This window comes from Comamonas guangdongensis (genome assembly GCF_041079535.1).
Lineage (GTDB): Bacteria > Pseudomonadota > Gammaproteobacteria > Burkholderiales > Burkholderiaceae_C > Comamonas > Comamonas guangdongensis.
The window spans coordinates 13,972-38,521 of record NZ_JBFYGN010000002.1 but is presented as its reverse complement, the minus strand read 5'-3'; the positions used below and the strand labels follow the sequence as shown (position 1 = coordinate 38,521).

Genomic DNA, 24,550 nt, shown 5'->3' with positions numbered 1-24,550 from the left:
CAGTATCAATAAGCGCCGAATGCTATCAAGCTTGATAGCCCCCAGGGCGTGTAGGCCGCCGCAATAAAAAAGCGCGCTGCAGGAATGGATCCTCCAGCGCGCGTCCACCAAGGGTATCGCCTCTTGCGGCAGCTATAGAAAGAAGCAATCAGCCTGTCTGCAATCTCGCCGCGGCACGCAGGAGATCCTCGACACGCTACCTGCTGTGCCGCGACTCATACCTGGCCACGGCCGCCGTGTAGTCGGGGCTGGCCAGCAGGCGCTGGTATTCGGCATAGGCCTTGCGGTATTCGGCGCTTTGCTCCGACTCTATATAGCCCATGGGCGAAGGCAGATAACCCAGACCCGAACGCTGGAACATTTCCAGATCGGCCAATACCTCCGCGCGGCTCTTGGCGGGAGCGGCAGCCACGGACTGGGGAACATCCTGGGCCATGGCAGCAGCAGCGCTGGCTGCCAGTGCAGCGGCGACAAACAAGCTGGTGATGGGGCGCATTTTCAATCCTTTCAACGTCGCCGCGGCGGTCAGGAAATCTGCCTCGCAACGGGATGGATCAACTATGCGCGTCCGCCTGGGGCGCCGTCTGTGCGTTTTCTCACGCAAAAATCAGTTTCACATGGCAAAAATCAACGCGCTTCTTCGAGCAGCACGCGCAGGCCATCCACATGGCAGATGCGCAGATTGCGGCCCTCGCGCCTGAGCAGGCCCAGTCGCGTCAGCCGCGACATCTCGCGCGCGACCTCCTCGCGGCTGGTGCCCAGCATCAGCGCCAGATCGTTTTGCCGCGGCGCGGGCGACAGCAGCGCCTGCTCGCCCTCGATGCCCGCACGCTCGGCCTGCTCCAGCAACTGGGCATGCAGGCGCCCACGCACCGACAGGGTGCCCAGGCTGACCACGCGCCGCGCCAGCACGCCGGTCAGCTCGCTCAGATGCTGAACCACGGCCCGCATGACCAGAATCTCGCTCATGATCAACGCCTCGAGCTCCTCGTTGGACAGCGAGGCCACCAGGCTGGCCTGCATGGCATGCACCTGCACCGAAACCCGCTGCGGCGGCTGCGGTGGCGCAAACGCGCCAAAGAAGAATCCGGGCTCCACATGCCCGAAGATCATGGCGCGGCCGCTGGCGCTGTAGCTGCCGAGGCTGAGCAGACCGCCGACCAGCACATACATGCGCCGATCGGTATAGGGGCCATGCAGCATCTGCCCGGGCTCGAGCCTATGCCACCGGCATTGCGTGGCCAGGACGGCCAGTTTTTCGTCGGACAGCGACTGCAGCCAGCTGACGCCGCGCAAACCCTGCCAGGAGGCACCCGATGGAAATTCCTGCGCGGCAATAGGCATACACAACCTCAGGCTGGAAAAGACGGAATGCCGCACGGCCCGCCATGCAGCAGCGCCCATGGTATCGAAGCCGCCGCCGGACATGGTCTGTTTGCGGTTGTCCTGGCGGCCCGGCATCGCATAGACTCGCGAGCGATTTGCCCCACCGGCCGACCACATATCTAGACAAAGGAGACCGCATGTCTGCCACCAACGCCGGCACCCCCTACGGTACCATCCCTCCGGCATCGCCGCTGCCCCAGCGCCGCCCCGTCAGCCTGCCGCGCCTGGCCCAGATGCGCGCCGCCGGCGAGAAGATCACCATGCTCACCGCCTATGACGCCACTTTTGCGGCCGTGGCCGACGCGGCCGGAGTCGAGTGCATTCTGGTCGGCGACTCCCTGGGCATGGTCTGCCAGGGGCTGCACAGCACCGTGGGCGTCTCGCTCCAGGACATGGTCTACCACACGGCCAGCGTGACCCGCGGCCTGCACCGCGCCCAGGCCACGGCCTGGGTGATTGCCGACATGCCCTACGGCAGCTATGCCGAAAGCCCCGAGCAGGCCCTGCGCAACGCCTGCCAGCTGATGCAGGCGGGCGCGCACATGGTCAAGCTCGAGGGCGGCGGCTGGACCGCCCCCACGGTGCGCTTTCTCGTCGATCGCGGCGTGCCCGTCTGCGCCCACCTGGGACTGACGCCCCAGACCGTGCATGCGCTCGGCGGCTACCGCGTGCAGGGCAAGGACGCACAGGCCGCGGCCACGCTGCGCCAGCATGCGCTGGAGCTGCAGGATGCGGGCGCTGCCATGCTGGTGCTGGAGATGGTGCCCGCCGCCCTCTCGGCCCAGCTGACCGCCGAGCTGCCCGATTGCCACACTATAGGCATAGGCGCGGGCAACGGCACGGCCGGCCAGGTGCTGGTGCTGCATGACATGCTGGGCGTGAACCTCGGCAAGATGGCCAAATTCGTGCACAACTTCATGGCCGATGCGGGCAGCGTCAAGGGTGCCATGGAAGCCTATGTCAAGGCCGTCAAGGATGGCAGCTTCCCCGACAACGCGCTGCACGCCTGGTAAGCCTTAGGATTGCGCCTTTTCCTGCTTTGCGAGTGAGCCTCATGCAAATCGTCCACACCATCGCCGACCTGCGCGCCGCCCTGGCCGGCCGCGGTCGCCCCGCTTTCGTGCCCACCATGGGCAATCTGCACGAGGGACATCTGTCTCTGGTGCGCCTGGCCCGTCGGCATGGCGAAGTGAGCGTGGCCAGCATTTTTGTCAACCGCCTGCAGTTTCTGCCGCATGAGGATTTCGACAGCTACCCGCGCACCTTCGCGGCCGACTGCGCCAAGCTGGAGGCCGAAGGCTGCGACATCGTCTTCGCGCCCGGGGAAAAGGACTTGTACCCCGAGCCCCAGACCTTCAAGGTCCAGCCCGATCCGCAGCTCGCCGACATCCTCGAAGGCCATTTTCGCCCTGGGTTTTTCACGGGCGTATGCACCGTGGTCATGAAGCTCTTCCAAGCCGTGTTCGCCACCAGCGGCGGCGGCGCGGCCGTGTTCGGGCAGAAGGACTACCAACAGCTGATGGTGATACGCCGCATGGTGCAGCAGTTTGCCCTGCCCATAGACATCATTGCCGCCAGCACCGCCCGCGCCGGCAGCGGCCTGGCGCTGAGCTCGCGCAACAGCTACCTCAGCGACGACCAGCGCGTGCAGGCCATGGCGCTGTCGCAGGCGCTCCAGACCCTGGCCCAGGCCGCACGCCGCGGCGGCAATCTGGCCGAGCTGGAGGCCCAGGCCATGGCCGGGCTGCGCGCCAAGGGCTGGGAGCCCGACTACCTCACGGTTCGCCAGCGCAGCGATCTGCTGGCCCCGGCCGACGCCACCCAGGGCGAGCTGGTGGCCCTGGGCGCGGCGCGCCTGGGCAGCACGCGGCTCATCGACAATCTGGAGTTCTGATGATGCGCCCCGGGGACGGCCGCGCCCCGGGCATCAGCACTGAAAGGATTCCACCGCGCATTGCGCGTCCGGACTCGACAGCTCCAGACCCTGGCCTTGCAGGCTGCAACTCGGGCCGGCGGCAAATTCCAGTTCCAGCGCAAAGCCCGCGTCGCTGGCAAAGGGCATGGGCAGGCGGCGCAAGCTCTGCCCAGCGAGTTGCAGCCGGGCCTGCTGCAGACGCCCTGCAGCCGCCAAAACCGCATCCAGCCCTGGCCCGATTTGCACCACCTGCTTGCATATCAATAGGGCAGGCTGCCACCAGCCGGCACCGGCGCCCCTGCCATCGCCCTCATACAGGCGAGCGGCGGAAAAGCGGATCAGCAGCGCATCGCCCAGCCGGCGGATTTCGGCGACCTCGGAGTCTTCAAATTCGAACCTCATAGGCCTCAAGCATAGTCCGGCTGCCACCTGCGCTACAGGAGCCAAGGCGCCGTGCCGGCATACTGAACGACATGCAACACCAGGAGACGCGCATGAGCGGAAAGCTGTATCTCGACGATCTGTATGTGGGACAGAAATTCATGAGCGGCGGCTACCCGCTGGACGAGGCACAGATCATTGCCTATGCCGCGCAGTTCGACCCGCAGATCTTCCACCTCGACCCCGAGGCCGCGAAAAACACCTTCTTCCAGGGCCTGGCGGCCAGCGGCTGGCATACGGCCTCCATCAGCATGCGCCTGGTGACGGAGAGCATTCCGCTGGCCGACGGTGTGATCGGCGGCGGCATGGAGGAGCTGGCCTGGCCCCAGCCGACCCGTCCCGGCGATGTGCTGCATGTGGAATCGGAAGTCGTGGAAATCATCCCCTCCCAGTCCAAACCCAACCGCGCCATGGTGCGCATGCTGTGCCAGACCAAAAACCAGCACGGCGCGGTGTTGCAGCGCTTCAGGCCCAAGATGGTCTGTTTCAAAAGACCTGAGGCTTGAGCCAAATCCGCCCGGCTCCACACCACGCTCGTGCTGCCGCGCTTCGAATGCGGCAGCCATTCGAGCCTTGCCTGAACTGCTTCGATGCTGCTCCAAAGCTTTAAATGTTACTTATAGATTCATATGTAACATTTATGTTAATGTGCAGCCCCGTATTTTTTAGACGAAGGATCGAAGTGGAGCAGTTCCGTATTTTTCGCTTATCTCAGGCTGCAACCGCTGCTGCCGTTACCTTGGTGCTGAGCGCATGTGGCGGAGGGGCTGGTTCGTCCGAAACCCAGGGCGCAAAACAGATTCAGGTGAACGGTACGGCCGCCGTCGGTGCGCCCATTGCCAACGCAGCGCTCAACTTCACCTGTGTCGCCGGAGGCGGCAACAGCCTGGCCACCACCGACGCCAACGGCTCCTACAGCCTGACGTTGGACGCCACCCTGCCCTGCCTTGTCACCGTGGACAGCGGCAGCGGTACTCGTCTTAGCGGCGCCATCACTGCTGCGGGTGTGGCCAATGTGACGCCATTCACCCATCTGGCCTTGCAGGGCCTCAGCCTTCAGAGCCTGACGCCCGATAACCTGCAGGCCGCCTGGAGTTCGGTGCAAGCCCAGCTGCAAGTGCTGGGCATCGGCTACAACCAGAATCCGTTCACCACCTCCTTCAAGGCCAACGGGGTCGATCCCATGGACCAGGCGCTGGACCAGTTGCAGGCCCAGGGCGTGACCTCCGAGGTCCTGAAGCAGATCGCGATCGGCGTCACACTGGACGAGACCAAGCGCAAGACCTGCGAACCCACCAATGCCAATCCTTATGGCAGCTGCTGGCGCGTGCAGACACCCGGCAGCCCCGGCGTGACATGGGCCAATGTGGCCGGCAACACCGTCACCATCGGCAGCAACAGCTACGTATTCCAGACGCCGGATTCCTGGCTGGGCTTCCCCGTCTCCTATACCCCCGAGATGGGTACCGACGATGCCTTTGTGACGCAGCAATGCAATGCTGGCCCCAAGCTGGCATACCAGCTGATCTCGCCCAAGGCCCGCCAGTTGCGCGAAGATGAGTTCGCCCCCATTTTGAAGAGCTGGGAAACAGAAGGCGAAAAACTGCACTTTTATATGCTGCAGGATTGCAAGGTGGCCTCGGGGCAAAATGGGGCAGATGGCGTAAACCTCTCTTCTGCCGAAGTTGCCAAGCTCACGATCAACGCCGACGGTTCCGGCACTTTCTTCGCCAGGGAAATCGACGCTCAAAGCCCTGGGGGCTTCCGCGAATACACGGAAAACTACACGGCGGCACAAATGCGTGACGTGCTTTTCCATGGCAAGCCCTTCCCCAAGGACCCCAGCGATAAGAACCCCGACCCTTGGGACACCTATGCCACGGTATATGTGCACATGAGCCGCGACAATACGCCCACGCTGGCCGTGAGCCTGCGGCAAAAGCGCACTGACGGCGGCACGGGCTTGACGGGCGATATGTTCGGCACGGCCCTGATGATCGAGCACGATGTGCCCGGTGTTGATTACTTCCCGATATAAACACCGGCCGTCGGCCGACTCATCACTCCCAAAGGCGCTGCGGCGCCTTTTTTGCATTCAGCCCGCGACCTCCTCTGCCAGTGCCTGCACCAGCCAGCCCACCTCCTGCACCGCGGGTCTGTGCAGCGGCAGCAGCGCATGCACCTGAAACGGCACGGAAAACGCCAGTGGCCGCACCACCAGCTGCGGCCCCGCGCAGGCCCGAGCCGTGAGCGGGTTGACGATGGCCACGCCCAGGCCGTGCTGCACCATGGCGCAGACGGCCACGGCACTATGGGTCTCCAGCTGCAGCACGCGCTCCACCCCGGTGCGGGCAAACCAAGCATCGATCTGCTGGCGATAGGGGTCATCGCGCGCCAGGCTGATAAACGGCAGTCCCCGGAAGTCCTCGGCCTGCAGCACGGTCTTGGCGGCCAAAGCATGGCCGGCGGGCAGCACGGCCACTTCGTCCATGGCGGGAAGCGGCAGGCTGCGCGTGCCCGGCGGCGCATCGGCGAGTTCGGACAGGCCCAGATCAAAGCGCTGGGCCGCCATCCATTCCTGCAGCAGCGGAGCCTCCTGGGTCGCCACGCTTACCGCCACGGCGCCATGCGCGGCCTGCAGGCGCGCCAGCGCCCCGGGCAGCAGGGCATGGCTGAGTGCGGGCAGACACAGCACGCTGATATGCGCGCCCTGAGCGCGCCCCAGCTCCTGGGCGCGATCGATCACGCGCTCCAGCCCCTGCCAGCTGCGCTGCACCTCGTCCCAGAGCAGCAGCGCCCGCGCATTGGCGCGCAGACGACCCTGCGTGCGCTCGAACAGCGCATAGCCCAGCAATTGCTCCATGCGTGCCAGCTCGCGGCTGACCGTGGGCTGCGAGCTGTAGAGCAGCTGGGCCGCCCCCGTGACGCTGCCCGCCGTCATCACGGCACGGAACACCTCGAGATGACGATGCGTGATGCGCTGAGCCATTGCCGATGAAGCTAGATCTGTCATGGTTCAAGCATATCCAATTTGAATGATCTTCAAAAAACAAGCTATTGGACTGAATAGATGGCCATGGGCATGATGCGGATCATTCGAGTGTTCAAGTAACCGCCCATGTCCAACCCTTTCTCTCCCGCCCTGCTCTGGAACCTTGCCGACCAATACGGCACGCCGCTGTGGGTCTATGACGCCGCCACCATCCGCGAGCGCATCGCCCAGCTCCAGGCTTTCGACACCGTGCGCTTTGCGCAGAAGGCCTGCTCCAACATCCATATCCTCAAGCTGATGCGCGAGCAGGGAGTGAAAGTGGATGCGGTCTCGCGCGGCGAGATCCTGCGCGCCCTGGCTGCGGGCTTCACGCCGGGCTTTGCATCGGGTGCTCACGAGCCCGCCGACATCGTCTTCACCGCCGATGTGATGGACGAGGCCACGCTGGCCACCGTGGTCGAGCATCAGGTGCCGGTGAATGCCGGCTCCATCGATATGCTGCACCAGCTGGCTGCCGTGTCCAAGGGACACCATGTGTGGCTGCGCATCAACCCCGGCTTCGGCCATGGCCACAGCAACAAGACCAACACCGGCGGCGAGCACAGCAAGCATGGCATCTGGCACAGCGAGCTGGAAGCAGCGCTGACAGCCATCAAGGCCGGCGGCTTGGTGCTGGCCGGCCTTCACATGCATATCGGCTCGGGCGTGGACTACGGCCACCTGCAGGAAGTCTGCGGCGCCATGGTCAAGCTGGTGGAGCGCACCCATGCCGCCGGCCACGATCTGCACGCGATCTCGGCCGGCGGCGGCCTGTCGATTCCCTATCGTGATGGCGACGCCACCATAGACACGACCCACTACCACGGCCTGTGGCATGCGGCACGCCAGCAGGCTGAAAGCATCGTGGGCCACAAGCTGGGTCTGGAACTCGAGCCCGGCCGCTTCCTGGTTGCCGAGTCCGGCGTGCTGCTGGGCACGGTGCGCGCCACCAAGAATGCGGGCAGCAACCACTTCGTGCTGGTGGACACCGGCTTCAACGAGCTGATGCGCCCCAGCATGTACGGCAGCTACCACGGCATGGAAGTGCTGCGCCGCGACGGCCTGCAGCTGCCCACGCAGGACAGCGTGGTCGCCGGACCGCTGTGCGAATCGGGCGACGTGTTCACCCAGGGTGACGGCGGCGTGGTGCTGCCGCGTGCCCTGGCCGGCGCCAACGTGGGCGACCTGCTGGTGATCCACGACACCGGTGCCTATGGCAGCTCCATGTCCAGCAACTACAACACGCGACCTCTGGCGGCAGAGGTGCTGGTGGACAGCGGCAAGGCCCAGCTGATCCGCCGCCGCCAGACCGTGGACGAACTGCTGGCACTGGAAATGGGCTTGTAACTAAAGCTCCCCCTGAGGCGCGGCGCGCCTTCCCCCTCTCTCTACGCGCTGCGCGCTGAGGGAGGGGGACGCAGCCATCGCTGCGGGGCGGCCCTTGCTTGCTGCTCTTGTTTGGAGCGCGCCGGTTTCATATGATACAGGCGACACGCAGCACCATTGCCAACTGATTCAATAGCTGCCAGCGCTTGCCCATCAAGGGTTTCAGGCCGAAATCATCTGAAACCCGCTTTCTCTCAAGTACCGCGCAGTGCCCAGTAAATCCACTTCATGCCACTGCACTCCGCCTCCTCGGCCCATCGCCACACGCTGACGGGCATTGGTTTCACGGTACTGGCCTGCGCCTGCTTCTCGATACTCGATACCGGCTCCAAATACGCGGGTGCGCTGCTGCCGCTGCTGATGGCGCTATGGCTGCGCTATGTGTTGCAGTCGGCTCTGACCGTGGGCTTTGGCGTGGCCCGCCATGGATTGGATATCTTTCGTACGCAGCGCCCCGGCTTCCAGTGCCTGCGCGCCGTGCTGTTCTGTCTGAGCAATGCGCTGGCCATGCTGAGCCTGCGCTATCTGCCGCTGGCGGAATTCACTGCCGTAGTGGCCCTCACACCGCTGGCGCTCACGCTGGTGGCCGCGCTGTGGCTGCGCCAGCGCGTCAGTCCGCTGCGCTGGGTGCTGGTGGCGCTGGGCTTTGCGGGCACGCTGGTCATCATCCGACCCGGTGCCAATGTCGAAGGCTGGGCCCTGCTCTGGCCCGCACTGCAGCTGGCCGTCAACACGGCCTACCAGGTCCTGAGCAGCCGCATGGCCGGCAAGGAACGGCCTCTGACCACGCAGATCTACACCAGCCTGTTGGCGCTGGCGCTGACCTGTGCCGCCCTGCCCTGGGCCTGGCAGCTGCCGGACACCGCGGCGCTGTGGCTGGCCGGCATCGCCATGGGCGTGGGCAGCGCGGTCGGACATCTGATGCTGCTCAAGGCCTATGAAAAAGCCGAACCCGCGACCATCACGCCGTTTCTGTACAGCCAGATTCCCTGCGCCCTGCTGGCGGGCTGGCTGGTCTACGGCCACATTCCCGATCAATGGGCCGTGACAGGCATGGCCGTCATCGCCATCTGCGGTGCAGCCAGCGCCTGGCTGAGCATGCGGGAACTTCGTTAACCCCCTGAGCCGCTCCGCGGCTTGCCCTTCAAAGGGGGATGACGACCCTTGCTGGCCGTTTCCGGCTGGTTCGCGCCGGTTTCGGCGGTCAGCTCTCGCGCTTCGGGTCGCGCCCCATCAGGTGCTCCACGGCTTGGGCTGCCGTGATGCGGCCATCGAGCAGGTCCACCACGGTTTCCGTGATCGGCATTTCCACACCCATCTGGCGTGCGCGGGCCAGAACGGTGCGGGCGCTGTAAACGCCCTCGGCCACATGGCCCAGCGAGGTTATGGCCTGCCCCAGTGTCTTGCCTTCGGCCAGCAGCAGGCCCACCTTGCGGTTGCGCGAGAGATCGCCGGTCGCGGTCAGCACCAGGTCGCCGAGGCCGGACAGGCCCATGAAGGTCTCGACGCGCGCACCGAGCGCCACACCCAGGCGCGTCATCTCGGCCAGACCGCGGGTCACCAGCGCCGCGCGCGCATTCAACCCCAGCTGCAGTCCGTCGCAAAGACCCGTGGCAATGGCCAGCACGTTCTTCACGGCGCCGCCCACTTCCACGCCCACGATGTCGTCGTTGGCATAGACGCGCATGGTCCCGCCATGGAAGGCGCTCACCAACAGCTCGCTCACGCCCTCATGCGCGCTGGCCGCCACCAGAGCCGTGGGCTGCTGGCGCGCGACCTCGGCGGCAAAGCTGGGGCCGCTGAGCACGCCGCTTTGGAGCTGGGGCGCAACCTGCTGGCAGACCTCGTGCGCCATCAGGCCGAATGTTCCGGCCGCAGCGCCCGCAGGCACGGCCTCGAAACCCTTGCACAGCCAGGCCACGGGCACGCTGCAGTCCTTGAGCCGGGCCAGCCACTGGCGCAGAGCCGCCATGGGCGTGCCCAGCACGATGAGGTCGGCATCCGCGACCTGCTCCATCACTTCGCCGCTCACCACGCTCAAGGCCTCGGGAAAGGCGATGCCCGGGAGGTAGCGGCTATTGGCGCGCTCGGCCTGCATGAGCTGCGCCTGCGCCGGGTCACGCGCCCAGAGCGCGACCGAACGCTTGTCCGGATGCCTGGCCGCGCTGATGGCCATGGCCGTACCCCAGGCGCCAGCGCCGATGACGAGAATTTTCATAAGCGAATTTTGATAGCAGTTTGCGCAGACCTCACAAGCAAAAGAGGCCTCCAGGGCCTCTTTTTACGCCGCCGCGCCGATTTTTGCACAGCGCGGCAATCGGCCCCTGGTCGGAGCTTACTGGGTCAGCTGGCCTTCGGCCTGGGCGGCCGCGGCCTGCTGCTGCTCGTACATGGCCTGGAAGTTGATTTCGGCCAGGTGCACGGGCGGGAAGCCGGCGCGGGTCACCACGTCGGCCACGTTGCCGCGCAGATAGGGGTAGATGATCTGGGGGCAGGCGATGCCGATCACGCCGCCCATCTGGTCTTCGGGCACGTTGCGGATTTCGAAGATGCCGGCCTGCTTGGCTTCGACCAGGAACACGGTCTTGTCCTGGATCTTGGTCTGCACGGTGGCGGTCACGGCCACTTCATACACGCCTTCGGCCACGGGGGTGGCTTCCACGCCCAGCTGGATGTCCACGCTGGGCTGCTCCTGCTCCAGCAGGATGGCGGGAGAGTTGGGCTGCTCCAGGGACAGGTCCTTCAGATACACGCGCTGGATCTGGAACACGGGGCTGTTGTCTTGTTCGGCCATGATGAGCTTGGTCTTTCAGAAAAAATCTTATGAGGAACATGCAAATGCCTGCGGCGAGAGACAGCACAAAGCTATCCTCACAGCAGGCATTTCCATGAAATAGCGCTTTGCATTATGCAGTGACTGCCGCAGGGTCCAGCGCAGCCGCCGGCACGCGGCAGAAATCCGCGCCCGGCGCTCAGCTTTGCAGCAGCGGCACCAGACCGCCCTTGGCGTCCAGCGCCATCAGATCGTCGCAGCCGCCGACATGGGTCTCACCGACGAAAATCTGCGGCACGGTGCGGCGGCCGGTGATCTGCATCATGTGGTCGCGCGCGGCAGGGTCGGCGTCGATGCGCACTTCCTCGATCTGCTCCACGCCCTTGGACTTGAGAATCTGCTTGGCACGAATGCAATAGGGGCAGACGGCGGTGGTGTACATCTTCACGGCTTGCATGGGGACAACTTCCTAATATCTATTGCGGCGCAGCCAACTTGCCACGCCTTCAAAATGCAGAGTTAGGGCCGCTTCAGGCTTTTTCAATCGGCAGGCCGGCCTCGCGCCAGGCCTTCATGCCGCCGGCCAGGGCCTGGGCTTTTTCGTAGCCCAGCTTCTTGGCCACCGCCTCTGCACGTGCGGCACGCGCGCCCGAGGCGCAGACCAGCACCACGGGCAGCTGCTTGTTCTTGACGGTGGTGGGCAGCTTTTCTTCCAGCTGGCTCAGCGGCACATTCCGGGCACCGTTGACGTGAGCGGCGGCGAACTCTTCGGGCTCGCACACATCCAGCACCACGGCTTTTTCGCGGTTGATCAGATGCACGGCAGCGGCCGCCGACAGCGAACCGCCGGTGGCTCCACGCAGCGCGGGCAGCAGCAGCATCACGCCCGAAGCCACGGCAATCAGGATCAAATACCAGTTATCGATGATGAATTTCACGTCATTCCTTGGGATGGCAAACCTGAGGATTTTAGAGGCAGGCCCGAACACGGAGCCGGCCACGGTCTATGCGCCCCGCGGAATCCGTCCCGAGGCTTGCGCCAAGCCGCCGGAACCAGAGGGAATGGACCCGACGCCAAGGCCGCCGCGCTTTTTTGCGGGCCGGCTTTCCGCACCTGCTGTCCGGTCAAGCTCCAACCTTTAAAATAATCAGCTTTGACTTTAAGTCATCACTGCTTCGCCACCTTGAGAGAATCCATGTACAAGCTCGTTCTGATCCGCCACGGTGAATCCACCTGGAACCTTGAAAACCGCTTTACCGGCTGGACCGATGTGGATCTGACCGCTACCGGCGTCAACCAGGCCAAGCAGGCCGGCCAGTTGCTCAAGGCCGAGGGCTATGACTTCGACGTGGCCTACACCAGCGTGCTCAAGCGCGCCACCCGTACGCTGTGGCATGTGCTGGACGAAATGGACCGCACCTGGCTGCCCGTGGTGCACAGCTGGCGCCTCAACGAGCGCCACTATGGCGGCCTGCAGGGCCTGAACAAGGCCGACATGGCCAAGCAGTATGGGGACGCGCAGGTGCTGGTCTGGCGCCGCAGCTACGACGTGCCGCCTCCCGCACTGGAAGCCGACGACCCGCGCAGCGAGCGCGGCGATGTGCGCTACGCCAAGCTGCAGCCCGAACAGATCCCGCTGACCGAGTGCCTCCAGGACACCGTGGCACGCGTCGTGCCTTTCTGGACCGAGTCCATGGCGCCGGCCATCAAGGCCGGCAAGCGCGTGGTGGTTGCGGCCCACGGCAACTCCATCCGCGCGCTGATCAAGTATCTGGACAATATCGCCGACGATGCAATCGTGGGCGTGAACATTCCCAACGGCATTCCCCTGGTCTATGAGCTGGATGCCGATCTCAAGCCCATCCGCCACTACTATCTGGGCGACGCGGAAGCGGCGGCCAAGGCGGCAGCGGCCGTGGCCTCCCAGGGCAAGGCCTGAATCCCTGGTCACCGCCCAGGCTTCCCGAGCCTGGGTAAACACGGCACGGGGCCTATGGAACCTCATAGGCCTTGCGCCGTCCAAGGTGTATATTCCAAAAGGTTTAAGGGGTGCTATGGGTCAAAAAATCAAAATTGCAGGCTGGATCTCTGTGGGCGTGGTCGCGGGCGCGTTGACCACCGTATCCCTGCAGACTCTGGCTCGTGGAGGCATGACGCCTCTGCCACTTGAGGAAATCCAGCAACTGTCGGCCGTTTTCGGTCTGATCAAGACCGATTACGTGGAGCAGGTCAGCGACAAGAAGCTGATCACCGACGCCATTTCCGGCATGGTTTCCAGCCTAGACCCGCACTCCCAGTACTTCGACAAGAAGAGCTACAAGGAGTTCAAGGAAGGCACCACGGGCAAGTTCGTCGGCGTGGGCATCGAGATCACCATGGAAGACGGGCTGATCAAGGTCGTCTCCCCGATCGAGGGCTCGCCCGCCTTCCGCGCCGGCCTCAAGACCGGCGACCTGATCACCAAGATCGACGACACCGCCGTCAAGGGCCTGACGCTCAATGACGCGGTCAAGCGCATGCGCGGCGAACCCAACACCAAGGTGCGCCTGAACATTCTGCGCAAGGACGAGAGCCGCAGCTTCCCCGTCACCATCGTCCGCGAAGAGATCAAGACCCAGTCCGTCAAGGGCAAGCTGATCGAGCCCGGCTATGCCTGGATCCGCCTGAGCCAGTTCCAGGAGCGCACGGTGGACGACTTTGTGCGCAAGGTCGAGGAGATCTACAAGCAGGACCCCAACCTCAAGGGCATGGTGCTGGATCTGCGCAACGACCCAGGCGGCCTGCTGGATGCGGCCGTGGCCATCTCTGCAGCCTTCCTGCCGCCCGATGTCACCGTGGTTTCCACCAACGGCCAGTTGGCCGAAAGCAAGGCCACGTACAAGGCATCGCCGGAGTTCTATGCCCAGCGCGGCTTTGGCGACCCGCTGCAACGCCTGCCCGCGGCTCTGAAGAAGCTGCCGCTGGTGGTTCTGGTCAACGAAGGTTCGGCTTCGGCCAGCGAGATCGTGGCCGGCGCACTGCAGGATCACAAGCGCGCCACCGTCATGGGCAGCCAGTCCTTCGGCAAGGGCTCGGTGCAGACCGTGCGCCCCCTGGGACCGGACACCGCCCTCAAGCTGACCACCGCGCGCTACTACACTCCTAGCGGCAAATCCATCCAGGCCAAGGGCATCGTGCCCAACGTGATGGTGGACGAGACCGCCGATGGCGACCTGTATGCGGCGCTTGGCATGCGCGAGGCCGATCTGGAAAAGCACCTGTCCAGCGGCCAGGGCACGGAGGTCAAGAACGAGGGCCTGGAAAAAGCCCGCGAAGAAGCACGCAAGCGCCTTGAGGAAGAGGCCAAGAAGCCGGCCTCGGAACGCCGCCTGCCCGAGTTCGGCTCGGACAAGGACTTCCAGCTGCAGCAGGCCCTGAACCAGCTCAAGGGTCAGCCCGTCAAGGTCAGCAAGACCCTGACCGAGCGCAAGGCCGAGGAAAAGCCTGGTGATGACACGGCTGCCGACAAAAAGAGCGGCGACAAGAAATCACCCGCAAAGAACGAGTCCGAGAAACGCAGCAAGTAAGCTCGGGGCCTGGCGCCCCGCATCCAAATCAGCCGGGCATGCCCGGCTTTTTTCTTGGAGTGATGGATCCCTACAGATGAACGACGATCAACTGCTGCGCTACTCGCGCCATATCATGCTCGACGAGATTGGCATCGAAGGCCAGGAACGCATTCTGGCCGCCCATGTGCTCATCATCGGAGCCGGCGGCCTGGGCTCGCCCGCCGCGCTGTATCTGGGATCGGCCGGCATAGGCCGCATGACGCTGGTGGACGACGACACCGTGGACCTGACCAATCTGCAACGCCAGATTGCCCACACCACGGCCCGTGTCGGCGCGCCCAAGGTCGAATCCATACGGGAGGCCGTGCATGCCATCAATCCCGGGGTGCAGATCCACTGCCTTCAGGAGCGCGCCAGCGTCGAGCTGCTGGACCGGCTCGTGCCCCAGGCCAGCGTGGTTCTGGACTGCACCGACAACTATCAGACCCGGCAGCGCATCAATGCGGCCTGCGTGCGCCACGGCGTGGCGCTGATCGAAGGTGCGGCCATACGCCTGGACGGCCAGCTCATGGTCATCGATCCGCGCCTCCCCGACAGCCCCTGCTACGCCTGCATTTTCCCGCCGGAGGCCGAGTTTGAAGAGGTCCAGTGCTCCACCATGGGGGTCTTCGCGCCGCTGGTCGGCCTGATAGGCACGCAGCAAGCCGCCGAAGCGCTGAAATTGATTGTCGGATTCGGCCAATCTTCTGTCGGACGACTTCACATGCTGGACGCCCGCTGCATGGAGTGGAGTACCATGCACACAGCCCGAAATTCCGACTGTCCAGTCTGCCATAACCGACAGACTGCTTACATAAAGTAGCAATCCAAAGCAGAACAGCGGCATGCTGTCTTGTTTACATATGTGTCAAACTGACACATTCATGCGACAACGTTGGCACAAAGGCTTTTGACCGCATCCGCTGGAACCACCGTGAAACTTCGCACCTACTTTGTTGAAGACAACCCGACCATCCGGGAGAATCTGATCGCGACCCTGGCCGAGTTGGCCGACGTCGAAGCGGTCGGCATGGCGGAAACCGAGGCCGAGGCAAAGCAATGGCTGACGCAGAACATGGATGCCTGGGACCTGGTCGTGGTGGATCTGTTTCTGCGCCAGGGCAATGGCCTCGGCGTGGTGTCCGCGCTTCAGCGGCGCTCGGCCCAGCAGAAACTGCTGGTTCTGAGCAACTACTCCTCGGTCGATGTGCGTCAACGCTGCCTGCAATTGCAGGCAGACGCAGTTTTTGACAAATCCAATGAAATCGATGCTTTAGTGGATTTCTGCATCGACCTCAATACCAGCAAGGTATAGCCCGGAAGGGAATGAAGAAAGGCTTGGAAATCCAAGCCTTTCTTATTAGTCGATCAATCTATTTTTCAAAGCGTAATAGGTCAGATCGCTATTGGAAGACAGCCCCATTTTCTCCATGAGCCGGGTGCGGTAAGTACTCACGGTTTTGACGCTCAAGGACAGGGACTTGGCGATATCTCCCGCGGTCTCGCCACGCGCGAGCTTGAGAAACACCTGGAACTCGCGTTCGGACAATTGCTCGTGCGCGGGCACATCGTCCTTGCGGTTGAGCTGCTGGGCCAGCAGGTCCGCCACGGCAGGGGTCAGATAACGGCGCCCCAGAGCCACCGTGCGTATGGCCTCGGCAATGTCCTGAGGGTCGCATTCCTTGTTCAGATATCCGCTGGCACCCTGGCGAATCAGATTGATGGCGTAGTGCTCCTCGGGATAGCCGCTGAGGATCAGGATGCCCATATCGGGAGCTTTGGCCCGCAACATGGCCAGCGCATCGATGCCGCTTTGCCCCGGCATGGAGAGATCCATCAGCAGAACATCGATCTCCTGTTCACGGACCAGATCGATGGCCTCTCTGCCATTGGCGGCTTCACCGACCACGCGCAAGTCCACGTGTTCGGAAAGAAACTGGCGCAAGCCAGAACGCACGATTGCGTGGTCATCCACAATGCCTACTTTTATCATGCATACCTCTTTTCATGAAGCTGCTCTGTCTCCCGAGCGATCACCATTCATGACCCACACTATGATGTTGATCATCTGGCTCTACGGTTATGCAGAATATCAGGTAATTGTTTTGTAGGTGAGGGAATGTCGATGCACTGGACCCATATCCGCAAAATTGCGGTCAGCCTGACAATCGCGATCGTTGCGGCTGTCTTGATGATAGGCATTAATGAAGGTGGATATACGCGCTCTCTGAACGCGCTGGATACGCTTACCAAAACGCAGAACACCCGCTCCAAGATCGACCAGCTGCTGCAGCAGATTCTGGATGCGGAAACCGGCCTGCGCGGCTATCTGCTCACGGGCGAAGACCGTTATCTGGAGCCCTATAACACCGCGCTGCTGGCCATCAACGGCACCATGGACGAGTTGCGCCGTATCTTCATGCTGGACCCCATAGATCTGGCCACCTTCACCCCGCTGGCGCGGCAGGTGGACCGCAAGCTCAGCGAGATGGAGCTGAGCCTGAAGCTGTATCGCCAAGGCAACAACGATGCCTGGCGCTTTGTCATGTTCACCGATGTGGGCATGGAAAACATGGATGCCATTCGCGGCTATGGCAAGGCCTTGCTGGAGAGCACCGATCAGCAGGCCAAGGCCAATCTGGCGGATATAGAACAGACGCTGAGCCTGTCGCGCATAGGCATTGCCACCGTGACGGCCATGGGCATTCTGGGCTTTTTCATGTATCTGCGTCAGGCCTATGCGCTGCAGCAATCCCATCTGCGTGAACATGAAATCCAGCGCGAAGAGCGCAATCGCCTCGAGGAGGTGGTGCGCGAGCGTACGGCCACGCTCGCGGAACTGGCCACCCACCTGCAGCAGGTGCGCGAGGACGAGCGCGGCTATCTGGCGCGCGAGCTGCACGACGAGCTGGGCTCGTTGCTCACAGCGGCCAAGCTGGATGTGGCCCGCCTCAAGTCCAAGGTCGACACCAGCGCCCCGGGGATCAACGAGCGCATCAACCACTTGGTGGAAACGCTCAACAGCGGCATCGCCCTCAAGCGCCGCATCGTCGAGAATCTGCGCCCCTCCTCGCTGTCCAATCTGGGCCTGACCACGGCGCTGGAAATCCTCACCCGCGAATTCGGCGAGCACAGCGGCATCGATGTGGAGTCCAGTCTGGAGCAGGTTGACCTGCCCGAATCCACACAGCTCACCGTCTACCGCGTGGTGCAGGAATCGCTGACCAATATCGGCAAGTACGCCAAGGCCAACCATGTGATGGTAGCCGTTCACAACTACCCCACCTATGTGGCGGTGCAGATTCAGGATGACGGCCAGGGCTTCGAGATGGCCGGCATGCGCCCCAACTCGCACGGCCTGGCCGGCATGAAGCACCGAGTGGAAGCCGCGGGTGGACGCCTGACGGTGGCCTCGCAGCCCGGCAAGGGCACGACCATCTCCGCCATCATTCCGCTGGCCGCCGTGGCCTCCTGACAAGGAGCCTGCCTTGCCGCCCGAGCGCTTTCATGAACCAGGCCGGGAAACCCTGCAGGGCCATGGAGCGCCACACTCGGTAACCTTGAGTCGCGCTCGCGCGCATTGCGCAAACACAGCGGATTCGCCATCATCAGGCCCTCAGAGTTCTCTTGCAGAAGTTGTGCCACCAACCACGGCTGTCACCTCAAGCGGCAGCGTGTTTTCAGGGAGTTCAAAACAATGAATCAACACGACAAAGATACCCAGGCAGTAGCGGAAGACGCCGCACGCGATATGGCCGAGCAGGCCAAGGACGCCACCGCCAGCGCGGTCCAGTCGGCCAAGCATTCCGCTGCCGAATCCTTCAAGGAAGCCACGGCCGGTGCCGAGGAAACGGTCGAGCCGACCTACCGCCGCACGCGCCGTACCGCCTCCGAAGCCATCGACGAGACCGGCCGCCACCTGCGCTCCGCCGACGACGAGGCGGACAGCGTGCTCATCGACAACCTGGCCAACCGCGCCCAGGACCTGGCCGAGCGCAGCATCAATTTCTGGGCCGACAGCTCCCACCGCGCGCGCCGCCAGTTCCAGTCCACGGCCGATGCAACCACACGCTATGTGTCCGAGCAGCCCGGCCGCTCCATGCTGATCGCTGCCGCCACGGGCGCGGCGATTGCCACTGCCTTCTTCCTGGGACGCTCGCGCAGGAAATAAGCACCGCCAGCAGGACTGCCTGCTTTGGCGCTTGCCAGCCCTATAGCCCATGCCACAGGCAGAAGGAAACACCATGCAATCCATAATTCGCGCCATCGCTTTTGCCGCACTTGCCGCCACTGCCGTTCTGGGCACCACGGCCTGCTCCGTGGCCCGCGAGCAGCAGACCGTTGGCTCCTATGTGGATGACGCGGGCATTACCGCAACCGTCAAGGCCAGAATGGCCGAAGACAAGAATGTCTCGGCCACGGCCATCAGCGTTGAGACCTTGAACGGAACCGTCCAGCTCTCCGGCTTTGCCAAGTCCGAGGCTGAAAAAGCCCGTGCCGCCGAGATCGCGCGCACCACCCGGAATGTGCGCGAGGTGCGCAACAGCATCGTGGTCCGCCCCTGAGCCGCTCACCGGCGGCCTTTCCTCGAAGCCAGCTTTCAAGCTGGCTTTGTTTTGCCTATGTCCCAGCACTGCTGCGGCGCTACAGTTACTCCATGCAAGTTTTCAACTGCGAAGCCTGTGGTCATCTGATCTATTTCGAAAGCCTGCAATGCGTGCACTGCGGCGCCCCCCAGGCTTTTCTTGCCGATCAGCTGCGCGTCGGTGTCCTGGCTTCCGGTACTGCCTCTGCCGGGGCCCTGCGCTACCGCGCCTGCGCCCACCGCCATGACATCAGCCTGTGCAACTTTGCCGTCGCGGCCGACGACCCCGATCCGCTCTGCGTTTCCTGCCGCCAGACCGAATGGCTGCCCGATGCCAGCAACCCTGCCAACGAGCTGCGCTGGGCCAAGATCGAAGTGGCCAAGCGCAGGCTCTACTACACACTGGCCAGGCTGGGCCTGCTGGACCCGCTTGGCCATGGGGCCGCCGAGCCCCGTTTTGCCCTGCTGGCCGACATTCCCGGCGCGGCGCCGGTGATGACCGGCCATGCCAGCGGCATGATCACGCTGAACGTGGTGGAGGCCGACGACGACGAGCGCGCCAGGCGGCGCCAGGCCCTGCACGAGCCCTACCGCACGCTGATAGGCCATCTGCGCCATGAGTCCGGCCATTTCTACTGGGATCAGCTGATTGCCAACAGCGCCTGGCTGGAGCCGTTCCGAGCATTGTTCGGCTACGAAGGCCAGGACTACGGCCAGGCACTGCAGCGCCATTACGACCGGGATACGCTGGACACCGGCTGGCGCGAGGGCTTCATCAGCGCCTATGCCATGGCCCATCCCTGGGAAGACTGGGCCGAAACCTGGGCCCACTATCTGCACATGGTGGACCTGCTGGAGACGGCGGCCAGCTATGCGACCTGCATCACGGTGCCCGATATCCCCGGCCACGGCCAGCAGCTGATACGCGACCCCTTCGGATCCCCGGCAGCGGACTTTTCCGTCATGCAGGCCCAGTGGGTGCCGCTGACCCTGCTGCACAACAGCCTCAACCGCAGCCTGGGGCATGGGGATGCCTATCCGTTCACCATCTCCGCCATGGCCTGGAACAAGCTGCGCTTTGTGCACGAGGTGGTGAACGCCCGCCGTCAGCAGCGGGCGAGCGGCTGAACCTCAGACCGTGCGGCCGACCTTGGCCATCAACCGCGCATGCACTCCCGCCGAGACGAATTTGTCCACCTCGCCGTTGAGCGAGGCGATCTCGCGCACAAAAGTGGAGCTGATGAACTGGTAGCGGTCACTGGGCGTCAGGAACACGGTCTCCACCTCGGGCATCAGCGTGCGGTTCATGCCCGCCAGCTGGAACTCGTAGTCGAAGTCGGTCACGGCGCGCAGGCCGCGCACCATGGCCTTGGCGCCGCGCGAGACCACAAAGTCGCGCAGCAGACCGTCGAAGCTCTCCACCTGCACCTGCGGGTAGCGGGCGCAGGCCTCGCGCACCATGGCGATGCGCTCGTCCAGCGTGAACAGGGTTTTCTTGTGGTGGCCGGCCGCCACCGCCACGATGACCTTGCCGAATAATTGCGAGGCCCGGCGCACCACATCTTCATGACCCAGGGTGATGGGATCAAAGGTTCCGGGATATACGGCAATCACGCTCTGGCTCATGCTTATCTCTCTCCTGCGAGTCTTTATGGTCGGCTGCGCTGCAGCGAAGAGTCATTATGCATTCAGGCGCCAGAACACCCGCTTGCACATGAAAAAGAGCCGATGGCGCTTATGAATCAGCGCCATCAGCTCTCATATCGATAGCATCACTGCTTTCGCAGCAGATGGGCGTGCACGGCTCCGGCCTTGAGATAGCGGTGCAGCTCCAGCCCCAGCTCCAGCAGACGCTCCTCGGTCCAGGCCTCGGGCGCTTCCAGATAGATGAAACCGCCCTCGTTCAAGGCCGCCACTGCGGCCTGGATGGCGGGCTCGAACAGCTCGGCCTGCGCAAACGGGGGGTCCAGAAAGACCAGATCCTGGCCGGAGGCAGTCTTCAGGCAGCTCAGCGCGTCGCCGCGCACCACCTTGACCGCCTTGGCATCCAGGCGCTGCTGCAAGCGGCGCAGCTGCTGCACCAGCTCGGCGTCCTGCTCGTTCATGATCACGCTGGCCGCGCCGCGCGAAGCCGCTTCGAAACCCAGCGCGCCCGTGCCCGAGAAGGCATCCACGCATTTCCAGTTGCTCAGGTCCTGGCCCAGCCAGTTGAACAGGGTCTCGCGCACCCGGTCGGGCGTGGGGCGCAGGCCGGGCTTTTGCGCCACGGCCAGGCGCGTGCGGCGCCACTGGCCGCCGATGATGCGGATCTCGCCGGCCCCCATGGCCGCAGGCTTGGCTGTGGCCGCGGGCGCGGCCTTGGCGCCGGGGCGCGCGGGCTTGGCCGCCGCCTGCTCCTGCGCCTTGCGCTCGGCCTCGTGGATCATCTTGTCCAGCGCCTTGCGGCCCGCGGGAGTGTGGAGCTTGATGGCGCTGCGGCTCATGGCTTGGCTCCCAGGGTCACGGTCACCATGCGCTCGGGCTGAACCATGCGCTGCATGGCCGCCTTCACGTCCTTGGTGCTCAGCGCCTGCACGCGCTCGGTCCAGTGTTCCAGATAGTCGAGCGGCAGACCGTTCCAGGCGATATTGGCCACATTGCCCAGCAGCTTGCGGTTGCTGTCTATGCGCAGCGCAAAGCCGCCTATGAGATTGTCCTTGGCGGCCTTGAGCTCCTTGTCGGTCGGGCCTTCGGCTATGAATTTGCGCAGCACCTCCTGCGAGACCTTGAGCGCCTCTGCGGCCTGGTCGGGGCGGGTCTGCAGGCCGATCACGAACGCGCCGCGGTCCAGCCCCGGCGAGAAATCGCTGGACACGCCATAGGTCAGGCCGCGCTTTTCACGCACCTCCTCCATCAGGCGCGAGCTGAAGCCCCCGCCGCCCAGGATATGGTTGCCCACCATCACGGCCAGAAAGTCCGGGCTGTTGCGCGCAATGCCGGGCTGGCCTATCAGCACCTGGGCCTGGGCCGACTCGAACGGGATGTTCTCGGTCTTGGGCGCGCTCAGATCCCGCACCTTGGCGACCTCGGGCAGCGGCGCGCAGTCATTGCCATTGGCCGCCTGCAGCGGCCCCAGCAGCTGTTTGACCAGGGTGTCGGCCTGCTGGCGGCTCACCGCCCCCACCACGCTGATCTTGGCGCGGCAGGCCGCGATCAGCTTGCGGTGGAAATCCTGCATGGCCGAGATATCGATCCTGGCCAGGCTCTCGCCCGTGGTCTGATAGCCATAGGGCACATCGCCGAACACGTCCTTGCGGAAGGCCTTGGAGGCCACGGTGCCGGGGCGGGTGTCGGCCTCCTTGATGGAGGCCGCCCAGCGTTCGCGGTCGCGCTGCCACACGGCGTCCGGCCAGCTGGGCGCCGCCACCTGGCGCGCGGCCAGGGCCACGGCTTTTTGCAGCAGCTCGGGCTGGGTCAGCGAGCGCAGGCCGTAGCTGAAGCTGTCGCGGCCGGCACTGGCGCCGAAGCTCGCGCCCAGATCGGCCCAGGCCTGGCCCAGGCCGTTTTCGTCCAGTGCCGGAGCATCGCCCGCGGCCTTGACGCCCTTGGCAGACATCATGGCCACGGCCGCGGCCAGACCCGCCTGGCTCTCGGGATCACGGCGGCTGCCGGCATCGAAGTCCAGCTGCACGTCCACCATGGGAATGCCGGGGCTTTGCACCAGCCAGACCTGGGCGCCGCTGGGCTGGGTCCAGTGTTCAATGGGCAGCAAGGCCCAGGCGGATTGAGTCAAGAAACCCATTCCAGCGCTGACCAGCAAAGCGCCAGCAGCTATTTTTTTCGTAGTCTTCATATGTTTCAACCTCTGTTTTCCACGACGCTGCACCCACACCGGCGCACCCGAAACCAGGGACGGCAAGCAAGGGCCTATGCCGGCCGCGCCGCTCCCGCAGCGAGGCTGTCGTCCCCTCCCGCGCAGCGAGAGAGGGGGAAGGCGCAAAGCGCCTCAGGGGGCTTTCATCCAGATCAATGCATCGAGCCGCTCATGTCCGCCTTGCCCGACATGGGACGCTGGGCCTTGCTGCCTGCCGGCAGAGGCTGGGGCACCAGCGTGCCCACGGTGAGCTGGTCGTCGCCGAAATACTTGGCCGCCACGGCCTTGACGTCGTCCGAGTTGATCTTCTTGAGTTCGGCCAGCAGCTTGTCCTCTGCATCCAGCGGCATGTCCTGAATCCAGTAATTGCCCAGATTCTGGGCCTGGCCCATGACCGAGTCGCGCTCATAGACATTGGAGGCCATCCACTGGGTCTTGACGCGCTCCAGCTCCTCGGTCTGCACGCCCTCCTCGGCAATCTTCTGCACCTGGGCGCGCAGCGCGGCCTCCACCTCGGCGGCGGTTCTGCCCTTGGCGGGCACGCCGGTCAGCATGAACAGGCTGGGGCCGCGCCCCATGATGTTGGCCGAGCTGCCTGCGCTGTCCGCCACGCGGCCGCCGGCCTGGCCTTCGCCCTGCACCAGGGCGCGCTCCAGGCGCGCTCCGTCATAGCCGTCGAGCACGGCCGACAGCACCAGCAGCGCCAGCGCGTCCTTGTCGTCGGGCTGCAGCTTTTCCACATGGTTGAGCGTGGGCACGCGGTAGGCCATGGCCACGAAGGCCTGCTCGGCGGGGCGCTTGACCTCGATGCGGCGCACGCCCGTCTGTTGCGGCTCGATCTGCGGCTTGCGCAGCGGCACGGCGCGCGCGGGAATGCTGCCGTAATACTTCTCGGCCCAGGCGCGCACCTGAGCCGGGTTCACATCGCCGACCACCACCACGGCGGCATTGGCGGGCACATACCAGCGCCGATGGAAGTCACGCACGTCGTCGGGGGTCATGGCGTCCAGATCGTTCATCCAGCCCACCACGGGGCGCTGATACGGAGAGGCCATGAAAGTTGCCGCCATCAGCTGCTCCATGAGCACGGCGCGCGGCTGATCTTCGGTACGCATGCGGCGCTCCTCCTTGATCACCTCGATCTCTTTCTTGAACTCGGAATCGGGCCACTGGTTGTTGGCAAAGCGGTCGGACTCGAGCTTCATCACGTCCTCCAGGCGGCTGGACGGAATCTGCTGGTAAAAGCCGGTGTAGTCGCGCCAGGTGAAGGCGTTCTCCTGGCCGCCCAGGGCCGCCACGCGGCGCGAGAAGTCGCCGGGCTTCACGCTCTTGCTGCCCTTGAACATCATGTGCTCCAGCGCATGGGCCACGCCCGAGGTGCCGCTGAGCTCGTCCATGCCGCCCACGCGCACCCAGACCATGTGCACCGCCGTGGGCGCGCGCCGGTCCGGCTGCACAATCAGCTGCATGCCGTTCTTCAGCGTGAACTGCTGCACGGCCGCCTCTGCCGCTACGGCGGGCACAGGTTTAGACGATGCGCCCGGCGCAGCCAAGGCTGCCCCAGCGCTCAAACAGGCCATTAAGCCCAGTAC

General features: G+C 64.3%; 27 protein-coding genes. 14 read left to right on the top strand and 13 right to left on the bottom strand.

All coding sequences use genetic code 11. The features are described 5' to 3' along the window. Positions 1-196: 196 nt before the first annotated feature. Complete coding sequence (locus AB6724_RS01675) at positions 197-496, bottom strand: DUF4148 domain-containing protein (RefSeq protein WP_369336769.1); 300 nt, start codon at positions 494-496, stop codon at positions 197-199. A 131-nt stretch (positions 497-627) separates the two neighbouring features. Next, a complete protein-coding gene (locus tag AB6724_RS01670) occupies positions 628-1,344 on the bottom strand; it encodes a Crp/Fnr family transcriptional regulator (RefSeq protein ID WP_369336768.1) in 717 nt (238 codons plus the stop codon). 179 nt (positions 1,345-1,523) lie between these two features. Between AB6724_RS01670 and panB the strand changes: the two genes are divergently transcribed. Together panB and panC are read left to right on the top strand one after the other, a co-directional pair. Continuing rightward, complete coding sequence (gene panB / locus AB6724_RS01665) at positions 1,524-2,399, top strand: 3-methyl-2-oxobutanoate hydroxymethyltransferase (RefSeq protein WP_369336767.1); 876 nt, start codon at positions 1,524-1,526, stop codon at positions 2,397-2,399. Positions 2,400-2,440: 41 nt separating this feature from the next. Continuing rightward, entirely contained in the window at positions 2,441-3,280 is an 840-nt protein-coding gene (gene panC / locus AB6724_RS01660; protein ID WP_369336766.1) for a pantoate--beta-alanine ligase, read from the top strand. 33 nt (positions 3,281-3,313) lie between these two features. On the opposite strand, the gene AB6724_RS01655 is transcribed toward panC, so the two are convergent. Next, a complete protein-coding gene (locus AB6724_RS01655; protein ID WP_369336765.1) occupies positions 3,314-3,703 on the bottom strand; it encodes a hypothetical protein in 390 nt (129 codons plus the stop codon). A gap of 92 nt (positions 3,704-3,795) precedes the next feature. Between AB6724_RS01655 and AB6724_RS01650 the strand changes: the two genes are divergently transcribed. Continuing rightward, positions 3,796-4,248, top strand: a complete 453-nt coding sequence (locus AB6724_RS01650; protein ID WP_369336764.1) for a MaoC family dehydratase — start codon at positions 3,796-3,798, stop codon at positions 4,246-4,248. 299 nt (positions 4,249-4,547) lie between these two features. Continuing rightward, positions 4,548-5,780 (top strand): carboxypeptidase-like regulatory domain-containing protein, encoded by a 1,233-nt coding sequence (locus AB6724_RS01645; protein WP_369336763.1) that lies wholly within the window; start codon positions 4,548-4,550, stop codon positions 5,778-5,780. A gap of 57 nt (positions 5,781-5,837) precedes the next feature. On the opposite strand, the gene AB6724_RS01640 is transcribed toward AB6724_RS01645, so the two are convergent. After that, positions 5,838-6,755, bottom strand: coding sequence for a LysR family transcriptional regulator (locus tag AB6724_RS01640; protein WP_369336762.1), 918 nt, complete (start codon positions 6,753-6,755; stop codon positions 5,838-5,840). A gap of 105 nt (positions 6,756-6,860) precedes the next feature. Here AB6724_RS01640 and lysA point away from each other — a divergent pair, with 105 nt between their 5' ends. Next, positions 6,861-8,120, top strand: a complete 1,260-nt coding sequence (gene lysA, locus AB6724_RS01635) for a diaminopimelate decarboxylase (protein WP_369336761.1) — start codon at positions 6,861-6,863, stop codon at positions 8,118-8,120. Between the two features lie 267 nt (positions 8,121-8,387). After that, positions 8,388-9,275: a DMT family transporter gene (locus AB6724_RS01630; protein ID WP_369336760.1), complete on the top strand. Its 888-nt coding sequence runs from the start codon at positions 8,388-8,390 to the stop codon at positions 9,273-9,275. Positions 9,276-9,363: 88 nt separating this feature from the next. Here AB6724_RS01630 and AB6724_RS01625 read toward each other — a convergent pair whose 3' ends face one another. The 4 genes from AB6724_RS01625 to AB6724_RS01610 form a co-directional block, all read right to left on the bottom strand. Beyond that, the gene (locus tag AB6724_RS01625) at positions 9,364-10,377 is read right to left on the bottom strand and encodes an NAD(P)H-dependent glycerol-3-phosphate dehydrogenase (RefSeq protein WP_369336759.1); all 1,014 of its coding nucleotides are present in this window, start codon (positions 10,375-10,377) and stop codon (positions 9,364-9,366) included. Between the two features lie 117 nt (positions 10,378-10,494). Then, the gene (gene secB, locus AB6724_RS01620; protein WP_369336758.1) at positions 10,495-10,953 is read right to left on the bottom strand and encodes a protein-export chaperone SecB; all 459 of its coding nucleotides are present in this window, start codon (positions 10,951-10,953) and stop codon (positions 10,495-10,497) included. A 178-nt stretch (positions 10,954-11,131) separates the two neighbouring features. Further along, positions 11,132-11,389 carry a glutaredoxin 3 gene (gene grxC, locus AB6724_RS01615; protein WP_369336757.1) on the bottom strand — a complete coding sequence of 86 codons (258 nt, stop codon included), beginning with the start codon at positions 11,387-11,389 and terminating at the stop codon, positions 11,132-11,134. A 73-nt stretch (positions 11,390-11,462) separates the two neighbouring features. Next, positions 11,463-11,870 carry a rhodanese-like domain-containing protein gene (locus AB6724_RS01610; RefSeq protein WP_369336756.1) on the bottom strand — a complete coding sequence of 136 codons (408 nt, stop codon included), beginning with the start codon at positions 11,868-11,870 and terminating at the stop codon, positions 11,463-11,465. Positions 11,871-12,128: 258 nt separating this feature from the next. Between AB6724_RS01610 and gpmA the strand changes: the two genes are divergently transcribed. From gpmA to AB6724_RS01590, 4 genes are all read left to right on the top strand, one after another. Further along, positions 12,129-12,872, top strand: a complete 744-nt coding sequence (gene gpmA / locus AB6724_RS01605) for a 2,3-diphosphoglycerate-dependent phosphoglycerate mutase (RefSeq protein WP_369336755.1) — start codon at positions 12,129-12,131, stop codon at positions 12,870-12,872. A gap of 115 nt (positions 12,873-12,987) precedes the next feature. Then, positions 12,988-14,499 carry a S41 family peptidase gene (locus AB6724_RS01600; RefSeq protein ID WP_369336754.1) on the top strand — a complete coding sequence of 504 codons (1,512 nt, stop codon included), beginning with the start codon at positions 12,988-12,990 and terminating at the stop codon, positions 14,497-14,499. A gap of 76 nt (positions 14,500-14,575) precedes the next feature. Continuing rightward, positions 14,576-15,343, top strand: coding sequence for a HesA/MoeB/ThiF family protein (locus AB6724_RS01595; RefSeq protein ID WP_369336753.1), 768 nt, complete (start codon positions 14,576-14,578; stop codon positions 15,341-15,343). A gap of 111 nt (positions 15,344-15,454) precedes the next feature. Continuing rightward, positions 15,455-15,835 (top strand): response regulator, encoded by a 381-nt coding sequence (locus AB6724_RS01590; protein ID WP_369336752.1) that lies wholly within the window; start codon positions 15,455-15,457, stop codon positions 15,833-15,835. 45 nt (positions 15,836-15,880) lie between these two features. Here the strand turns inward: AB6724_RS01590 and AB6724_RS01585 are convergent, their stop codons facing one another. Next, entirely contained in the window at positions 15,881-16,513 is a 633-nt protein-coding gene (locus AB6724_RS01585) for a response regulator (protein ID WP_369336751.1), read from the bottom strand. 132 nt (positions 16,514-16,645) lie between these two features. Between AB6724_RS01585 and AB6724_RS01580 the strand changes: the two genes are divergently transcribed. The 4 genes from AB6724_RS01580 to AB6724_RS01565 all read left to right on the top strand — a co-directional run bounded on the left by AB6724_RS01580 (position 16,646) and on the right by AB6724_RS01565 (position 20,233). Then, positions 16,646-17,995, top strand: a complete 1,350-nt coding sequence (locus AB6724_RS01580) for a CHASE3 domain-containing protein (RefSeq protein ID WP_369337011.1) — start codon at positions 16,646-16,648, stop codon at positions 17,993-17,995. Between the two features lie 222 nt (positions 17,996-18,217). After that, positions 18,218-18,691 carry a hypothetical protein gene (locus AB6724_RS01575; RefSeq protein ID WP_369336750.1) on the top strand — a complete coding sequence of 158 codons (474 nt, stop codon included), beginning with the start codon at positions 18,218-18,220 and terminating at the stop codon, positions 18,689-18,691. 73 nt (positions 18,692-18,764) lie between these two features. Further along, the gene (locus AB6724_RS01570) at positions 18,765-19,085 is read left to right on the top strand and encodes a BON domain-containing protein (protein ID WP_369336749.1); all 321 of its coding nucleotides are present in this window, start codon (positions 18,765-18,767) and stop codon (positions 19,083-19,085) included. 92 nt (positions 19,086-19,177) lie between these two features. Next, positions 19,178-20,233 (top strand): zinc-binding metallopeptidase family protein, encoded by a 1,056-nt coding sequence (locus AB6724_RS01565; RefSeq protein WP_369336748.1) that lies wholly within the window; start codon positions 19,178-19,180, stop codon positions 20,231-20,233. 3 nt (positions 20,234-20,236) lie between these two features. On the opposite strand, the gene coaD is transcribed toward AB6724_RS01565, so the two are convergent. From coaD to AB6724_RS01545, 4 genes are all read right to left on the bottom strand, one after another. Further along, the gene (coaD, locus tag AB6724_RS01560; protein WP_369336747.1) at positions 20,237-20,731 is read right to left on the bottom strand and encodes a pantetheine-phosphate adenylyltransferase; all 495 of its coding nucleotides are present in this window, start codon (positions 20,729-20,731) and stop codon (positions 20,237-20,239) included. Positions 20,732-20,877: 146 nt separating this feature from the next. Then, on the bottom strand, positions 20,878-21,588 hold the full coding sequence (gene rsmD, locus AB6724_RS01555; RefSeq protein WP_369336746.1) for a 16S rRNA (guanine(966)-N(2))-methyltransferase RsmD: 711 nt from the start codon (positions 21,586-21,588) through the stop codon (positions 20,878-20,880). Continuing rightward, complete coding sequence (locus AB6724_RS01550; RefSeq protein ID WP_369336745.1) at positions 21,585-22,937, bottom strand: M16 family metallopeptidase; 1,353 nt, start codon at positions 22,935-22,937, stop codon at positions 21,585-21,587. Before AB6724_RS01550 ends, rsmD begins: the two co-directional genes overlap by 4 nt. Positions 22,938-23,110: 173 nt before the next feature. Further along, on the bottom strand, positions 23,111-24,538 hold the full coding sequence (locus AB6724_RS01545) for a M16 family metallopeptidase (protein ID WP_369336744.1): 1,428 nt from the start codon (positions 24,536-24,538) through the stop codon (positions 23,111-23,113). Positions 24,539-24,550 lie beyond the last annotated feature (12 nt).

Excerpts from the sequence above, each read along its gene's own strand:
- panB (WP_369336767.1), top strand. The coding sequence starts at position 1,524 with ATGTCTGCCACCAACGCCGGCACCCCCTACGGTACCATCCCTCCGGCA.
- rsmD (WP_369336746.1), bottom strand. The coding sequence starts at position 21,588 with ATGAGCCGCAGCGCCATCAAGCTCCACACTCCCGCGGGCCGCAAGGCG.
- AB6724_RS01565 (WP_369336748.1), top strand. The coding sequence starts at position 19,178 with ATGCAAGTTTTCAACTGCGAAGCCTGTGGTCATCTGATCTATTTCGAA.
- AB6724_RS01670 (WP_369336768.1), bottom strand. The coding sequence starts at position 1,344 with ATGCCTATTGCCGCGCAGGAATTTCCATCGGGTGCCTCCTGGCAGGGT.
- gpmA (WP_369336755.1), top strand. The coding sequence starts at position 12,129 with ATGTACAAGCTCGTTCTGATCCGCCACGGTGAATCCACCTGGAACCTT.
- panC (WP_369336766.1), top strand. The coding sequence starts at position 2,441 with ATGCAAATCGTCCACACCATCGCCGACCTGCGCGCCGCCCTGGCCGGC.
- AB6724_RS01675 (WP_369336769.1), bottom strand. The coding sequence starts at position 496 with ATGCGCCCCATCACCAGCTTGTTTGTCGCCGCTGCACTGGCAGCCAGC.
- grxC (WP_369336757.1), bottom strand. The coding sequence starts at position 11,389 with ATGCAAGCCGTGAAGATGTACACCACCGCCGTCTGCCCCTATTGCATT.
- AB6724_RS01580 (WP_369337011.1), top strand. The coding sequence starts at position 16,646 with ATGCACTGGACCCATATCCGCAAAATTGCGGTCAGCCTGACAATCGCG.
- lysA (WP_369336761.1), top strand. The coding sequence starts at position 6,861 with ATGTCCAACCCTTTCTCTCCCGCCCTGCTCTGGAACCTTGCCGACCAA.
- AB6724_RS01585 (WP_369336751.1), bottom strand. The coding sequence starts at position 16,513 with ATGATAAAAGTAGGCATTGTGGATGACCACGCAATCGTGCGTTCTGGC.
- AB6724_RS01625 (WP_369336759.1), bottom strand. The coding sequence starts at position 10,377 with ATGAAAATTCTCGTCATCGGCGCTGGCGCCTGGGGTACGGCCATGGCC.
- coaD (WP_369336747.1), bottom strand. The coding sequence starts at position 20,731 with ATGAGCCAGAGCGTGATTGCCGTATATCCCGGAACCTTTGATCCCATC.
- AB6724_RS01655 (WP_369336765.1), bottom strand. The coding sequence starts at position 3,703 with ATGAGGTTCGAATTTGAAGACTCCGAGGTCGCCGAAATCCGCCGGCTG.
- AB6724_RS01550 (WP_369336745.1), bottom strand. The coding sequence starts at position 22,937 with ATGAAGACTACGAAAAAAATAGCTGCTGGCGCTTTGCTGGTCAGCGCT.
- AB6724_RS01545 (WP_369336744.1), bottom strand. The coding sequence starts at position 24,538 with ATGGCCTGTTTGAGCGCTGGGGCAGCCTTGGCTGCGCCGGGCGCATCG.
- AB6724_RS01595 (WP_369336753.1), top strand. The coding sequence starts at position 14,576 with ATGAACGACGATCAACTGCTGCGCTACTCGCGCCATATCATGCTCGAC.
- AB6724_RS01570 (WP_369336749.1), top strand. The coding sequence starts at position 18,765 with ATGCAATCCATAATTCGCGCCATCGCTTTTGCCGCACTTGCCGCCACT.
- secB (WP_369336758.1), bottom strand. The coding sequence starts at position 10,953 with ATGGCCGAACAAGACAACAGCCCCGTGTTCCAGATCCAGCGCGTGTAT.
- AB6724_RS01630 (WP_369336760.1), top strand. The coding sequence starts at position 8,388 with ATGCCACTGCACTCCGCCTCCTCGGCCCATCGCCACACGCTGACGGGC.
- AB6724_RS01650 (WP_369336764.1), top strand. The coding sequence starts at position 3,796 with ATGAGCGGAAAGCTGTATCTCGACGATCTGTATGTGGGACAGAAATTC.
- AB6724_RS01640 (WP_369336762.1), bottom strand. The coding sequence starts at position 6,755 with ATGACAGATCTAGCTTCATCGGCAATGGCTCAGCGCATCACGCATCGT.
- AB6724_RS01575 (WP_369336750.1), top strand. The coding sequence starts at position 18,218 with ATGAATCAACACGACAAAGATACCCAGGCAGTAGCGGAAGACGCCGCA.
- AB6724_RS01600 (WP_369336754.1), top strand. The coding sequence starts at position 12,988 with ATGGGTCAAAAAATCAAAATTGCAGGCTGGATCTCTGTGGGCGTGGTC.